General features: G+C 59.2%; 13 protein-coding genes and 1 pseudogene. 9 read left to right on the top strand and 5 right to left on the bottom strand.

Features of this window, described 5'->3' with window-relative positions:
* Positions 1-37 precede the first annotated feature (37 nt).
* Both ACA074_RS02270 and ACA074_RS02265 read right to left on the bottom strand, forming a co-directional pair.
* Complete coding sequence (locus ACA074_RS02270; protein ID WP_016987569.1) at positions 38-340, bottom strand: cell division protein ZapA; 303 nt, start codon at positions 338-340, stop codon at positions 38-40.
* Positions 337-567 carry a hypothetical protein gene (locus ACA074_RS02265; protein ID WP_016987570.1) on the bottom strand — a complete coding sequence of 77 codons (231 nt, stop codon included), beginning with the start codon at positions 565-567 and terminating at the stop codon, positions 337-339. The genes ACA074_RS02270 and ACA074_RS02265 overlap by 4 nt, the downstream gene beginning before the upstream one ends.
* Before the next feature lie 171 nt (positions 568-738).
* Between ACA074_RS02265 and ACA074_RS02260 the strand changes: the two are divergent.
* The 5 genes and pseudogenes from ACA074_RS02260 to selO form a co-directional block, all read left to right on the top strand.
* Positions 739-1566 (top strand): annotated as a pseudogene (locus tag ACA074_RS02260) (MCP four helix bundle domain-containing protein); the annotation flags it as partial.
* A 30-nt stretch (positions 1567-1596) separates the two neighbouring features.
* Positions 1597-2469, top strand: coding sequence for a methyl-accepting chemotaxis protein (locus ACA074_RS02255; protein WP_371042268.1), 873 nt, complete (start codon positions 1597-1599; stop codon positions 2467-2469).
* A gap of 326 nt (positions 2470-2795) precedes the next feature.
* Positions 2796-4538, top strand: coding sequence for a potassium/proton antiporter (locus ACA074_RS02250; RefSeq protein ID WP_187679638.1), 1743 nt, complete (start codon positions 2796-2798; stop codon positions 4536-4538).
* A gap of 34 nt (positions 4539-4572) precedes the next feature.
* Positions 4573-7926: a mechanosensitive channel MscK gene (mscK, locus tag ACA074_RS02245; RefSeq protein WP_187679637.1), complete on the top strand. Its 3354-nt coding sequence runs from the start codon at positions 4573-4575 to the stop codon at positions 7924-7926.
* A gap of 48 nt (positions 7927-7974) precedes the next feature.
* Entirely contained in the window at positions 7975-9438 is a 1464-nt protein-coding gene (gene selO / locus ACA074_RS02240; RefSeq protein ID WP_497678360.1) for a protein adenylyltransferase SelO, read from the top strand.
* A gap of 7 nt (positions 9439-9445) precedes the next feature.
* Here selO and ACA074_RS02235 read toward each other — a convergent pair whose 3' ends face one another.
* Positions 9446-9847: a helix-turn-helix domain-containing protein gene (locus ACA074_RS02235; protein ID WP_489880399.1), complete on the bottom strand. Its 402-nt coding sequence runs from the start codon at positions 9845-9847 to the stop codon at positions 9446-9448.
* Entirely contained in the window at positions 9844-10140 is a 297-nt protein-coding gene (locus ACA074_RS02230; protein ID WP_489880400.1) for a type II toxin-antitoxin system HigB family toxin, read from the bottom strand. The genes ACA074_RS02235 and ACA074_RS02230 overlap by 4 nt, the downstream gene beginning before the upstream one ends.
* 195 nt (positions 10141-10335) lie before the next feature.
* Here ACA074_RS02230 and trxC point away from each other — a divergent pair, with 195 nt between their 5' ends.
* Positions 10336-10770 (top strand): thioredoxin TrxC, encoded by a 435-nt coding sequence (trxC, locus tag ACA074_RS02225; protein WP_187679633.1) that lies wholly within the window; start codon positions 10336-10338, stop codon positions 10768-10770.
* A 51-nt stretch (positions 10771-10821) separates the two neighbouring features.
* Here the strand turns inward: trxC and ACA074_RS02220 are convergent, their stop codons facing one another.
* Entirely contained in the window at positions 10822-11592 is a 771-nt protein-coding gene (locus ACA074_RS02220; protein WP_102355587.1) for a ParA family protein, read from the bottom strand.
* 356 nt (positions 11593-11948) lie between these two features.
* Between ACA074_RS02220 and ACA074_RS02215 the strand changes: the two genes are divergently transcribed.
* The 3 genes from ACA074_RS02215 to ACA074_RS02205 are packed head-to-tail and all read left to right on the top strand — an operon-like array spanning position 11949 to position 13700.
* Complete coding sequence (locus tag ACA074_RS02215) at positions 11949-12674, top strand: beta-ketoacyl synthase chain length factor (protein WP_401269139.1); 726 nt, start codon at positions 11949-11951, stop codon at positions 12672-12674.
* Complete coding sequence (locus tag ACA074_RS02210; RefSeq protein WP_497616154.1) at positions 12650-13459, top strand: lysophospholipid acyltransferase family protein; 810 nt, start codon at positions 12650-12652, stop codon at positions 13457-13459. Before ACA074_RS02215 ends, ACA074_RS02210 begins: the two co-directional genes overlap by 25 nt.
* On the top strand, positions 13440-13700 hold the full coding sequence (locus tag ACA074_RS02205; protein WP_201235862.1) for a phosphopantetheine-binding protein: 261 nt from the start codon (positions 13440-13442) through the stop codon (positions 13698-13700). Before ACA074_RS02210 ends, ACA074_RS02205 begins: the two co-directional genes overlap by 20 nt.

The following is a 13700-nucleotide window of genomic DNA, read 5'->3' as shown; positions in this document are numbered from 1 at the left end:
CAATCGACAATCTATTCTTTGGTTGTGCGCAACCCCATCAACCCTGATTGATGGTCTTGGCGATGGTGTCGACCGTGGCGCTGACTTGCTCTTGGTAACGGTCGAGTTCTTCCTGATGCTGCTTCTTCATTTCAATCTGCTGCGAGCACAGATTCATCGCCGCCAGCACCAGCAGGCGGTCGCCGATCAGCGTCGGGTATTTGCGTTTGGTGTCATCCAGCGCGGCCTTGAGCATCATTGCCGCGTCCAGCAGGGTCTGTTCTTCCCCGGCCGGTGCCTTGATCGAATAGTCCTCCCCGAGAATGGAGACGACTTTTACCCCTGCTGTGTGGTGGTTCATGCGCTGACAGGACCTGCGTTGACGCGATCAACCAGGGCTTGAATGCGTGCGGCGGTGGCGCCGTGCTTTTCTTCCTGTTCCATCAGGTTCAGTTGCAGGCTTTCGTTCTCATCCTTGGCCTGGGCCAGTTCCGTAGACAAGGTCTGGTTGGTTTGCGCAAGGCTCTGGTTCTGTTGCACCAGGTCGCTGACGAGCTGTTCCAATTGGCTGAGGGATGCTTCCAACATTTTGATCTTCCAAGCGTTTTTCAAAGGGCGCGTACGATAAAGAAAAGTCACCACGGATGCCAGGGTTAAACCGGTGCAAAGCCTTGATTTTCCTGGCGGGAGACCGTTCTCGCGAGTTTAAAAGACTGTGATCTGCCGATCTGGTTCCTGCACTTCGTCGCTCAAACCCGGATGCGACAAATACGCACATGGACTAAAGAGTTCATCCGCCTGACCGATAAGTCACTCAACAGCAGTCTCAGCCCGCATGGATGCGGCCCTCCTCGGTATCCGCACATGTCCCTTCGTAATATGAATATCGCCCCCCGGGCGTTCACCGGTTTTGCCCTGATCGGCGGCCTGATGCTGATTCTCGGCGTGTTCGCCTTGAATCAAATGAGCAAAATCCGCGACGCCGCCGAGGACATCTCGTCGAGCAGCGTGCCGAGCATCAAGAACCTCGACGAATTCACTCAGTTGACCCTGCGCCTGCGCGTGCTGTCATACCGCTTGCTGGTCAACCGCGAGCCGGACGTGCAGCAGAAAACCATGGAACTGCTGGACATGCGCAATCAGCAGATCCGCAAAGCCCAGTCTGATTACGAGCCGCTGATCGGCAGCCCGGACGAGCGTTCGGCCTACGACCAATACGTGCAGTTGCTCGGTCAGTACCGCCAGATCGAAGACAGGATGAAGACCCTGTCGCGCAACAATCAGGTGGATGAGTTGCGCAACCTGCTCAACACCGAATTGCTGAATAACTCCGAAGCGATGAACGGCGTGCTCAACCGCCTGATGCAGATTAACGGCGAGCAAATCAGCCAAACCAATCAGCAAGCGGCCGATCAATATTCCTCGGCATTTAATCTGGTCGTCACTTTGCTGGTCATCGCCACCGGCCTGACTGTCCTGTTCGCCTGGCTGCTGACCGTCAGCATCACCAAGCCGATCTCCAAGGCACTGGACGCAGCGGAAACCATCGCCGAAGGCAACCTGACCCAGCCGATCCATGTCGACGGCTCCGATGAAGCCGGACGTCTGCTGGCGGCCATGGCCAAGATGCAATCGAAACTGCGCGACACCTTGCAGCGGATTTCCGGTTCGGCCACGCAGTTGGCCTCGGCCGCTGAAGAGCTGAACAGTGTCACCGACGAAAGCGCTCGCGGCCTGACTCAGCAGAACAACGAAATCGAACAGGCTGCTACCGCCGTCAACGAGATGACCAGTGCGGTAGAAGAAGTCGCGCGCAATGCGGTCAGCACCTCGGAAGCCTCGAAGAACGCCACCACCTCTGCCGGTGACGGCCGTGATCTGGTCCAGGAAACCGTCAGCGCCATCGAACGCATGAGCGCCGACGTGCAGAGTACGGCGAGCCTGATCGGTGATCTGGCCAATGAATCCCGCGACATCGGCAAGGTGCTGGACGTGATCCGTGGCCTGGCTGACCAGACCAACCTGCTGGCCCTGAACGCAGCGATTGAAGCGGCGCGCGCCGGTGAGGCCGGTCGTGGTTTTGCGGTGGTGGCTGATGAAGTTCGTGCCCTGGCCCATCGCACCCAGCAGTCGACCAGCGAAATCGAACGCATGATCGGCAGCATTCAGAGTGGCACCGAACACGCTGTGGATTCGATGCGTAACAGCACCGAGCGCGCCGAGTCGACGCTGAACATTGCCCGTGGTGCCGGGATGTCGCTGGACACCATCAACACCGCCATCGTCGAGATCAACGAGCGCAACCTGGTGATCGCCAGCGCCGCCGAAGAACAGGCGCAAGTGGCGCGGGAAGTGGATCGCAACCTGGTGAACATCCGTGATCTGTCGGTGCAATCGGCGACCGGGGCGAATCAGACCAGTGCGGCGAGCAATGAGCTGTCGCGCCTGGCGCTGGACCTGAACAATATGGTTGGGCGGTTCAGCCTCTAAGATCAAAAGCAGGATCAAAAGCTCCCCCCTCACCCCAGCCCTCTCCCCCAAGGGGGCGAGGGGAAAGGGAGCAGTTCTTCATACTTTTCAAAGTCTGAGTTCGACTAGGGCTTTCAGGTCGGCGTACCACGCACAAACACCTCGATCAGTCCCCTCTCCCCCCGGGAGAGGGCTAGGGTGAGGGCAGCAATAGCCCGCCGAACACAAAACCTGATGCCACACTGAAAAAGCTTTTTGACAGCATCACATTTCAACAGGTTAGAATCGCTGGCACGCAGACTGCATGGTCAGTTTGTGCCCGTCTTTACGCTTGTGGAGTACTGCCTTTGAATGCGACGACCATCAACAGCCTGTTCTTGATCGGCGCGTTGCTGGTAGGCGCAAGCATTCTTGTCAGCTCTCTTTCTTCCCGTCTCGGCATTCCGATTCTGGTCATCATTCTCGCGGTCGGCATGGCGGCCGGGGTCGATGGCGGCGGGATCATTTTCGATAACTACCCCACGGCCTATCTGGTCGGCAACCTCGCACTGGCAGTGATTCTCCTCGACGGCGGCTTGCGCACGCGGGTTTCAAGTTTTCGCGTGGCGTTATGGCCGGCGCTGTCGCTGGCCACGGTCGGGGTGTTGATCACCACCGGGCTGACCGGCATGGCGGCTGCGTGGCTGTTCGATTTGAACATGATTCAGGGCCTCCTGATCGGCGCCATCGTCGGCTCGACCGACGCCGCAGCGGTGTTTTCGCTGCTCGGCGGCAAAGGTCTGAACGAACGGGTGACCGCCACCCTGGAAATCGAATCCGGCAGCAACGATCCGATGGCGGTTTTTCTCACCGTGACCCTGATCGATATGCTCGCCAGCGGCCAGACCGGGTTGCACTGGAGCCTGCTGACGCACCTGATCCGCGAGTTCGGCATCGGTGGCGTGATCGGTCTGGGCGGTGGCTGGCTGATGCTGCAACTGGTCAACCGGATCAACCTCGCCGCTGGCCTGTATCCGATTCTGATGATCGCCGGCGGTCTGGTGGTGTTCGCCCTGACCAACGCCTTGCATGGCAGTGGTTTCCTCGCGGTTTACCTGTGCGGCCTGGTGATCGGTAACCGTCCGGTGCGCAGTCGCCACGGCATTCTGCATATGCTCGACGGCATGGCGTGGCTGGCGCAGATCGGCATGTTCCTCGTGCTGGGCTTGCTGGTTACCCCTCATGATCTGCTGCCCATCGCCCTGCCCGCCCTCGGTCTGGCGCTGTGGATGATTCTGTTCGCGCGGCCGCTGTCGGTGGTGGTGGGCCTGCTGCCGTTCAAGGCGTTCCATGGCCGCGAAAAAGCCTTTATTTCCTGGGTCGGCTTGCGCGGCGCGGTACCGATCATTCTCGCGGTGTTCCCGCTGATGGCCGGGCTGCCGAATGCGCAGCTGTACTTCAACCTCGCGTTCTTTATCGTGCTGGTGTCGCTGTTGGTGCAGGGCACGAGCCTGCCGTGGGTGGCCAAACTGCTGAAGGTGACGGTACCGCCCGAGCCCGCACCGATTTCCCGATCCGCACTGGAAGTGCACGTCACCAGCGAGTGGGAGCTGTTCGTTTATAAGCTCGGTGCCGAGAAATGGTGCATCGGTTCGCCCCTGCGTGAGCTGAAAATGCCCGAGGGAACACGTATTGCCGCGCTGTTTCGTGGCCAGCAACTGCTCCATCCGTCGGGTAGTACGGTGCTGGAAGTCGATGATTTGCTGTGTGTTATCGGCCACGAACACAACTTGCCAGCCCTCGGAAAACTGTTCAGCCAGGCGCCACAACGCGGCCTCGATCTGCGCTTCTTCGGTGATTTCGTGCTCGAAGGAGACGCCCAGCTTAAAGCCGTTGCAGCGCTTTATGGCTTGCCGGCCGAAGGCATCGACCCAGACATGACCCTCGGCACCTTCATTGCCCATAAAGTCGGCGGTGCTCCTATCGTCGGTGACCAGGTGGAGTGGAACAACACCCACTGGACCGTCGCAGTCATGGACGGGAACAAGATTGGCAAAGTGGGCGTCAGATTCCCCGAAGGAAGTCGCCCGGGCCCCGGGCTCTTCCTCTAAACTGCGTCCACTATCACTTGCTTGACCGGTCTCTATGCCTAACCTGCGCTCCTTTTTCGCCGCGGCCCTGCTGGGCCTGAGTCTTACTGTCGGCCCGCTTTATGCCGCCGAACCACCGTCCAGCGAAGCCGTGCAGGCCAGTCTGGACAAGCTCGCCGACAGCAAACTGCCGGAGGCCGATAAAAAGTCCCTGCAGTCCGTCCTGCAGAGCACGCTCAATCAGCTGAACAATCAGCGTGATTACGCACAGAAGCTGATCGACCTCAAGCAGCAGTTGGCCACGGCGCCGAAGCAGACGATCGAGAATGCCCGCGAACTGACGCGCCTCAAGGCCACTGCGGTGGTGCCGGTCGCACAGCGTTTTCCCAAGGAGTCGATCCCGCAGCTGGAGCAGATCCTCACCGACCGCTCGACTCAGCAAAGTGATCTGCAAAAGGCCTTGGCCGACGCCAACAGCCTGATCATCACAGCCCAGACCCGCCCCGAACGCGCCCAGGCAGAAATTTCCGCCAGCCAGACGCGCATCCAGCAGATAAACAACATCCTCAAGTCCGGCAAAGACGCCGGCAAGACTGTCAGCAACGAGCAACGCGACCAGTTGAACGCCGAGCTGGCGGCACTGAATGCGCTGATCCCGCTGCGCCGTCAGGAACTGGCCGGTAACAGCCAGTTGCAGGACCTGGGGAACGCTCAACATGACTTGCTCTCGGAGAAATCCGACCGCCTCGACCGCGAGATTCAGGAACTGCAAACCCTGATCAACCAGAAGCGTCTGGCGCAATCTCAGGAAACCGTCACGCAACAGTCAATCGAGGCGCAAAAGGCCGGCAGCAGCAGCCTGCTTGCCACAGAAAGCGCAGCCAACCTCAAGCTCTCGGACTACCTGCTCAAAAGCACCGACCGCCTCAACGAAGTCACCCAGCAAAACCTGCAAACCAAACAGCAACTCGACGCCCTGACCCAGAGCGATTCGGCCCTCGACGAGCAGATCAACGTGCTCAAGGGCAGCCTGTTGCTGTCGAAGATTCTCTACAAACAGAAGCAGGCCTTGCCACGGCTCAAGGTAGACCGTGATCTGGCCGATCAAATCGCCGACATTCGCCTGTATCAGTTTGATGTCAGCCAGCAGCGTGAACTGCTGAGCAATCCGGCGGCCTATGTCGACAATCTGCTGGCCACCCAGTCGCCAGAGCTCGTCACCCCGCAGTTGCGCAAAAGCCTGCTGGATCTGGCCAACACTCGCGTCGACCTGCTGGAGCGTCTGAACCGCGAACTGAGTGCGATGCTCAATGAATCGATCACTCTGCAACTCAACCAGAAGCAACTGCTGAGCACGGCCCAGAGCCTGCGCGCGACCCTCGATGAGCAAATGTTCTGGATTCCCAGCAACAAGCCGCTGGACCTGGAGTGGATGCGTGGCGTGCCGGAGCGGCTGAAACGTCAGGTCGACACGCTGCCATGGGCATCCAGCCTGAGCGAACTGACCGACGGTCTGACCCAGCGCCCCTTGCTGTTCCTGCCGCTGGCGTTGCTGATCGGCGCACTGCTGTGGCGGCGCAAAAGTCTCTACGGTCGGCTGAACAAGGTTCACCAGGACATTGGCCATTTCAAACGCGACAGTCAGTGGCACACCCCGCAGGCGATTCTGATCAACATTCTGTTGGCGATGCCGGTGGCGCTCGGTCTGGGCCTGTGCGGTCTGGCCTTGCAGATCGACGCCCGCGGCCAGAACGCCAACATGGGCGCGGCGCTGCTGCAAATGGGCCAGGCGTGGCTGGTGTTCTACACCGCCTACCGGATTCTCGCGCCGGGCGGCGTGGCTGAGTTGCATTTCCGCTGGGAAAAACCCCAGGTCGAATTCCTTCAAGGCTGGGTACGCCGACTCGGGCTGGTGGTCATGGCGCTGGTCGCCGTGGTGGCCGTCGCCGAGTTGCAACCGGCGGCGCTCGCCGACGATGTGCTTGGCATGCCGGTGGTGCTGACCTGCTACGCGTTGATGGCGTGGTTGCTCAGTCGCTTGCTGATCAGCAGCCCGGCCCACGAAAACGCCTCGCTGTTCCGCAAGGCTGTCGGGGTGATGTTCACCCTGCTGCCAATCGCCCTGTTCGTCGCGGTGTGCTTTGGCTACTACTACACCGCGCTGAAACTCAGCGACCGCTTGATCAATACCCTCTATTTGCTGATGTTCTGGTTGGTGATCGAAGCCACTTTCGTCCGTGGTCTGAGTGTCGCGGCGCGACGTCTCGCCTATCAGCGCGCCTTGGCCAAACGCCAAGCGGCGAAAGAGGCCGGCGACGGCGAAGCGGTGATCGAAGAGCCGACCCTGGATATCGAAAAGGTCAACGAGCAGTCTCTACGCCTGATTCGTCTGGCCCTGCTCGGCGGCTTTATCGCGGCGCTGTACTGGGTCTGGTCGGACCTGATTTCGGTGTTCTCGTACCTCGACAACATCACCCTCTACGAATACACCAGCGGCACCGGCGCCAACATGAGCATGGTGCCGATCAGTATCGGCGACATGCTGGGTGCGCTGATCATCATCGGCATCACCTTCGCTCTGGCGCGCAACTTGCCGGGCCTGCTTGAAGTGTTCGTGCTGTCGAAACTCAATCTGGCCCAAGGCAGTGCCTACGCGACGACGACGCTGCTGTCGTATGTGATCGCCGGCGTCGGTTTTGTCTCGACCCTGTCGACCCTCGGCGTGAGTTGGGACAAGTTGCAATGGCTGGTGGCGGCGCTGTCGGTCGGCCTCGGTTTCGGCATGCAGGAGATTTTTGCGAACTTCATCTCCGGCATCATGATCCTGTTCGAACGTCCGGTGCGGATCGGTGACACCATCACCATCGGCAACCTGTCAGGCACGGTGAGCAAGATCCGTATTCGTGCCACGACCATCACCGACTTCGACCGCAAGGACATCATTGTCCCGAACAAGACGTTCATCACCGGACAACTGATCAACTGGTCGCTGACCGACACCATCACTCGAGTGACGCTGAAACTGGGTGTCGACTACGGTTCGGATCTGGATCTGGTCAAGGAACTGCTGCTCAAGGCTGCCCGGGAAAACCCGCGCGTGCTCAAGGAACCCGAGCCGCACGTGTACTTCCTCAACTTCGGCGAAAGCACCCTCGACCACGAACTGCGCATGCACGTGCGTGACCTGGGTGACCGCAACCCGGTACTCGATGAGGTCAACCGCTTCATCAACCGCGAGTTCAAGAAACAGCAAATCAACATCTCGTTCCGCCAGATGGAGGTTTATCTGAAGAACCTGCACGGCCAGGAATACAAGATGGTGCCAATCGAGCCGGAAACCAAAACCATCGTCGCGGTGCCCGACGAGCAGAAACCGCTGCAAGAGCCGCCGCCGGCCAAACTCGACTAACCGGTCTAATCCCAGCAGAATGCTCGGACATTCTGCTGGAGCAGGCCCTTGAAAGCCCTCGACGAACTGACCTTCGACAATCGCTTCGCCCGTCTGGGCGAGGCGTTCTCCGCCCACGTGCTGCCAGAGCCGATCGACAACCCGCGTCTGGTGGTGTCGAGCCCTGCGGCCATGGCCTTACTCGACCTAGAGCCGGCGACCGCTGAAACCCTGGAATTTGCTGAATTGTTCGGCGGCCACAAACTGTGGGCCGATGCCGAGCCACGGGCGATGGTCTATTCCGGGCATCAGTTCGGCGGCTACACCCCGCAACTGGGCGATGGTCGCGGTTTGCTGTTGGGCGAGGTCTACAACGAAGCCGGCGAACACTGGGATCTGCACCTCAAGGGCGCCGGGCAAACACCCTTTTCGCGTATGGGCGATGGCCGCGCGGTGCTGCGTTCGTCGATACGTGAATTCCTGGCTTCCGAAGCCCTGAATGCGCTGAACATTCCGTCCTCACGCGCAGCCTGTGTGATCGGCTCCGACACCCCGGTCTGGCGCGAAAAGCAGGAACGCGCGGCGATGGTGCTGCGTCTGGCGCCGAGCCATATCCGCTTCGGCCACTTCGAATATTTCTACTACACCAAGCGTCCCGAGCAGCAGAAGCAGCTCGGCGAACACGTGCTGGCGATGCACTTCCCGGAATGCCTGGAACAACCTGAGCCGTATCTGGCGATGTTCCGCGAGATCGTCGAACGCAACGCCGAACTGATCGCCAAATGGCAGGCCTACGGCTTCTGCCACGGCGTTATGAACACCGACAACATGTCGATCCTGGGCATCACCTTCGACTTCGGCCCATTCGCCTTCCTCGACGACTTCGACGCCAACTTCATCTGCAACCACTCCGATGATCAGGGCCGCTACTCGTTCAGCAATCAGGTACCCATCGGCCAATGGAACCTCAGCGCACTTGCCCAAGCGTTGACGCCGTTCATCAGCGTCGAAGCGTTGCGCGAAACGCTGGGTCTGTATTTGCCGCTGTTTCAGGCGCATTACCTCGACCTGATGCGCCGCCGCTTCGGTTTCACCACGGCTGAAGATGACGATCAATTGCTGCTGGAAAACCTGCTGCAACTGATGCAGAACAGCGGCGTTGATTACACGCTGTTCTTCCGCCGGCTCGGTGATCAATCCGCAGAACTGGCCGTTGCTCAATTGCGTGACGACTTCGTCGATATCAAAGGCTTCGATGCCTGGGGCGAACGTTACGTCGCCCGTGTTACGCGCGATGGCGCGCTCGATCAGGAACAGCGCCGCGCGCGGATGCACGCGGTGAATCCGCTGTACATCCTGCGTAATTATCTGGCGCAGAAAGCGATCGATGCCGCCGAACAAGGGGATTACTCAGAGGTGCGCCGGCTGCATGCGGTGCTGAGCAAGCCGTTCGAGGAGCAGCCGGGGATGGAGAGCTATGCAGAGCGTCCGCCGGAGTGGGGCAAGCATCTGGAAATCAGTTGTTCTTCCTGAACCAAAATCAGGTAAACACATCGATCGGCACATTGAAGCGCTCTGCCAACCAACGAATCTGGCGTAGGTTGAGCTTGCGCTTGCCACTCAGAATTTCCGAAACGACAGATTGCGTACCGACACCCGGCAGGTCGCTCTGGGTCAGGCCGTGTTCGCGCATCATGTAACCGAGAACCTCTTCGCCACTCGCTTGGGCCATGGGGTGATGGGTGTGATCCCATTCTTCGATCCAGTCACCGATGATATCGACCAGGCTCATCAACGGATGTGATGCATCATCGCCCGTAATCTCGAGTAACTCGTCGACAGCTTGCACCAAGGAGTCGTAATCGTCCTCGTTCTTTGGTTTTCGAACCAACGGAGAAACAAACTCCCAATGCTCGGCAACCGTTTTGATCAAAACACTCATGCCCTTCCCTCCTTCCACTTGCCGCGATCATATTCGCGGTGATCCATTACGTACTTTATGTAGAGCCGCTGAGATCGATAACTGACAAAAGCTATCAACCTGAGTTTGTTGCCACCGATATCGAAAACATGGAATTCACCAACCTTGTCGGCCGCGGGAAATATCGACTTCATCGCCGAGAAATCCTTTGGATAACTCCTGCTTGCCAGACGAAACCACTGCGCCAGAGCACTTGCTGCCTGAGGCCATTGTTCTTTGGCCTCCCGAATGGGTTTTTCACTAAACACATGCATGCAACATCCTTATCGCATTCTGCTATGGGGAGTTAATCACAAACCAGAAATATCGCAAGTTGCGATACTGGAAGGCAGACCAACGGACTCGCCTGCTTCGTCCTCAGCCTAGGCATAACGCGAAGAGGTGCACGATTGAAAATATGAGCAAACGTCTCCAACTAGCTGTTATCAGCTCTCCCTTGGATCTCGCTTATGACCAACCCACTGCTAATCCCCTGCCCATCCTGCAACGGACTCAACCGCATCCCCGCCGAGCGCCTCGCCGACCAGCCGAAGTGCGGGCGCTGCAAATCTGCGGTTCTGTCAAGCAAACCGTTCGAACTCAAGCAAGGCGATTACGCCAGCCAGATCAAGGGCGATCTGCCGCTATTGGTGGACGTGTGGGCGGACTGGTGCGGGCCGTGCAAGTCGTTTGCACCGGTGTTTGAGCAGGCGGCGGCACAATTGGCGGGCAAGTGCCGGTTGGCCAAGCTCGATAGCGAAGCCAATCAGCAGTTGTCGGCGCAGTTGGGGATTCGCTCGATTCCGAGTCTGATTCTGTTCAAGAACGGCCGGGAAGTGGCACGGCAGAGTGGCGCGTTTCCGTTGCCGCAGTTGATGAGCTGGCTGCGTAGCCAGGGGATCTGATACCCCGCGCATCCCCTGTGGGAGCTAGCCTGCTAGCTCCCACATTGGTTTTCAGGCATCTTCGAGCAGATTGTGCAGTTCGACAAATTGCTGGGTCAGCTTGTGTCGCGGATCGAGGTGGATCAGCGGCGTATTGGCCTGATGCGACTCGCGCATCCGCACTGAACTGGTCAGATACACCGGCAACACCGGCAGACCTTCGGCGATCAACTCATCGAGAATCTGCTGCGGCAGGCTTGCCCGGGCCTGGAACTGGTTCACCACGATGCCTTCGACTTCCAGCCCTTCGTTGTGGTCTTCCTTCAATTCTTCGATTTCCGCCAGCAGGCCATACAAGGCTTGGCGCGAGAAACTGTCGCAATCGAAGGGAATCAGTACGCGATCAGCCGCAATCAACGCCGATACCGCGTAGAAATTCAGCGCTGGAGGCGTATCGAGGTAGATCCGGTCGTAATCTTCCGATAGCTCATCTAGCAACTTACGCAGCTTGTTGATCTTGTGCTTGGCCTCAAGCTTGGGCTGCAGGTCGGCCAGCTCGGCCGTGGCGGTGATGATGTGCAGGTTGTCGAACGGGGTTTCGTAAATATCGGCCTGGTTCTTTTTCGAAAAAGGTCCGGAAGACAGGGTCTGCTTGAAGAAGTCGGCAATGCCCATCGGGATGTCGTCGCCGGTGAGCCCGGTCAGATACTGAGTGGAGTTGGCCTGGGCATCGAGATCCACTAACAGCGTGCGATACCCCTCGCTCGCGCTGACCGCCGCCAGATTGCAGGCAATGCTGGATTTGCCCACGCCACCTTTCTGATTGAACACCACGCGCCGCATGACCAAACCTCCGTGTATCAAAGAATGACCGAGTGTAGATGCGCGCGGCCTCGCTTCGCTACCTTCACAGCGGTGGACTACAAGGTCAGGTGCAAATATCCGCATGCAGACCGACTAAAAACCGCCATCAATTGCCGAGATGCCCGACAGACAAGCCTCTGCCAATCTGGATAATGGCCAATTGACAGTTTTTCAGCGAACCATTCGGTACATTTCGTTGCGCAAAATGTAACCAGCATTTGCTACACACTCGTCGCACCGGGATAATGCGCGCCACCCGGTGCCTAGCGCCACGTCAAGCCTGCTGCGGCTTTGGCGACTCAACGCGTCAACAAATGCCCGCAGGGGCGGGATGAATGTCCGTGATCAACTTCAACATCGCCCAATGGCGCGCATGGGCCCCGGGGCTCGATAGCGTGGACGCCTGGCAGGCCTGGAGCCGACAACCGGTCGTGCTCCAGAGCAGCGATGCCGCGCCCGATGTGTCGTTTTTGCCGGCCATGCAGCGCCGCCGTCTCAGTCGGTTGGCGCGAATGGCCTTCAGTGTTGGCTGGCCGTTGGCCGACGGACGGGACAACCTGCCATTGGTGTTTGTCTCGCGACACGGCGAAACTCCGCGTACTTACGAGATTCTCAGTGATCTGGCCAAGGACGAACCGCTGTCGCCGACCCAGTTCAGCCTGTCGGTGCACAACGCGATCATCGGTCTGTGGTCGATCATGCGCGGCGAAACCAGCGAAATGACCGCCCTCGCCGCCGCGGGTGACGGTCTCGAACACGGCATGCTCGAAGCCGCGGCGCTGCTCAATGAAGGCGCTCCGGCGGTATTGCTGGTAATCACCGAAGAACAACCGCCCGAAGCCTATTCGCGGTGGATCGACGACGTGCCGTTTCCTTACGCGGTAGGCCTTTTGCTCACCCCGGGTACCGACTGGCGGCTGACCCTGAACAGCACCTCAGAAGCACTGTCCAAGGCGCACTGGCCACACGCGTTGAATCTGCTGCGTACCCTGCTCGGCCAGCAAACCCTTTGCCAACATGCCTGGAAAAATCGCGTATGGACCTGGCAACGCAAACCGTGACCGAAAAGCACCGCGACGCCTATTACTGGCGCCTGCTGGCCACCGCCGCAAGCTTCGCTCTATTCGGGCTGGGCGGGCTGTGCCTGCGGATACTGGTGTTTCCGCTGCTCGGCTGCCTGCCGGGCGATGCCCTGAAACACCGCCGACGCGCGCGGCAGACCGTCAGTCGACTGTTCTGGTTTTTTGTCCGGTTCATGGCCCGCACCGGCGTGCTCACTTACGACATTCAAGGCGCTGAACGTCTCGGCCGTCCCGGGCAGATGATCATCGCCAATCACCCGTCGCTGATCGACGTGGTGTTCCTGATCGGCCTGGTGCGTCAGGCCAATTGCGTGGTGAAGAAAAGCCTGTGGGAAAACCCTTTCACCCGTGGCCCGCTGCGCAGCACCGAATACATCAGCAATGACGGCAGCATGGACATGCTCGATGCCGCCGCCGAGTCCCTGCAAAACGGTCAGACCCTGATCATTTTCCCCGAAGGCACCCGCACTCAACCGGGGCAGGCACCGTCCTTTCATCGGGGCGCGGCGGCGATTGCCCTGCGCGGTGCGAAAATTCTTACCCCGGTGATCATCAAGGTCAGCCCGACCACGCTGACCAAAGCCGAGCCCTGGTATCGGATCCCCAGCCGCCGCGTGCATTTCAGTTTTCGCGTCGGGGCCGATATAGATCCACAGACATTCGCAGCGCTTGGCCCGGCACCGCAGGCTTCGCGCAAGCTCAACGATTATTTGCACTCTTACTTCATCAAGGAGCTCGCCGAAGATGAGCGATCTGCACCGTGACATCAAACTGCTGATCATCGACGCCCTAGGTCTCGAAGACATCAGCGTCGACGACATCGGCGACGACCAGACGCTGTTTGGCGAAGGCCTGGGCCTGGATTCGGTCGACGCGCTTGAACTGGGTCTGGCGATCCAGAAAAAGTACGGCATCAAGATCGACGCCGACGCCAAAGACACCCGTAACCACTTCACCAACGTGGCGAGCCTTGCGGCCTTCGTCACGGCAAAACAGGCAGCTTGA

This window comes from Pseudomonas sp. LBUM1655 (genome assembly GCF_059716085.1).
Note: the sequence above shows the minus strand (reverse complement) of the source record. Positions and strands in the feature narration are given on the sequence as shown.

Excerpts from the sequence above, each read along its gene's own strand:
- ACA074_RS02270 (WP_016987569.1), bottom strand. The coding sequence starts at position 340 with ATGAACCACCACACAGCAGGGGTAAAAGTCGTCTCCATTCTCGGGGAG.
- ACA074_RS02265 (WP_016987570.1), bottom strand. The coding sequence starts at position 567 with ATGTTGGAAGCATCCCTCAGCCAATTGGAACAGCTCGTCAGCGACCTG.
- ACA074_RS02255 (WP_371042268.1), top strand. The coding sequence starts at position 1,597 with ATGGCCAAGATGCAATCGAAACTGCGCGACACCTTGCAGCGGATTTCC.
- mscK (WP_187679637.1), top strand. The coding sequence starts at position 4,573 with ATGCCTAACCTGCGCTCCTTTTTCGCCGCGGCCCTGCTGGGCCTGAGT.
- ACA074_RS02235 (WP_489880399.1), bottom strand. The coding sequence starts at position 9,847 with ATGAGTGTTTTGATCAAAACGGTTGCCGAGCATTGGGAGTTTGTTTCT.
- ACA074_RS02230 (WP_489880400.1), bottom strand. The coding sequence starts at position 10,140 with ATGCATGTGTTTAGTGAAAAACCCATTCGGGAGGCCAAAGAACAATGG.
- trxC (WP_187679633.1), top strand. The coding sequence starts at position 10,336 with ATGACCAACCCACTGCTAATCCCCTGCCCATCCTGCAACGGACTCAAC.
- ACA074_RS02220 (WP_102355587.1), bottom strand. The coding sequence starts at position 11,592 with ATGCGGCGCGTGGTGTTCAATCAGAAAGGTGGCGTGGGCAAATCCAGC.
- ACA074_RS02215 (WP_401269139.1), top strand. The coding sequence starts at position 11,949 with ATGTCCGTGATCAACTTCAACATCGCCCAATGGCGCGCATGGGCCCCG.
- ACA074_RS02210 (WP_497616154.1), top strand. The coding sequence starts at position 12,650 with ATGGACCTGGCAACGCAAACCGTGACCGAAAAGCACCGCGACGCCTAT.
- ACA074_RS02205 (WP_201235862.1), top strand. The coding sequence starts at position 13,440 with ATGAGCGATCTGCACCGTGACATCAAACTGCTGATCATCGACGCCCTA.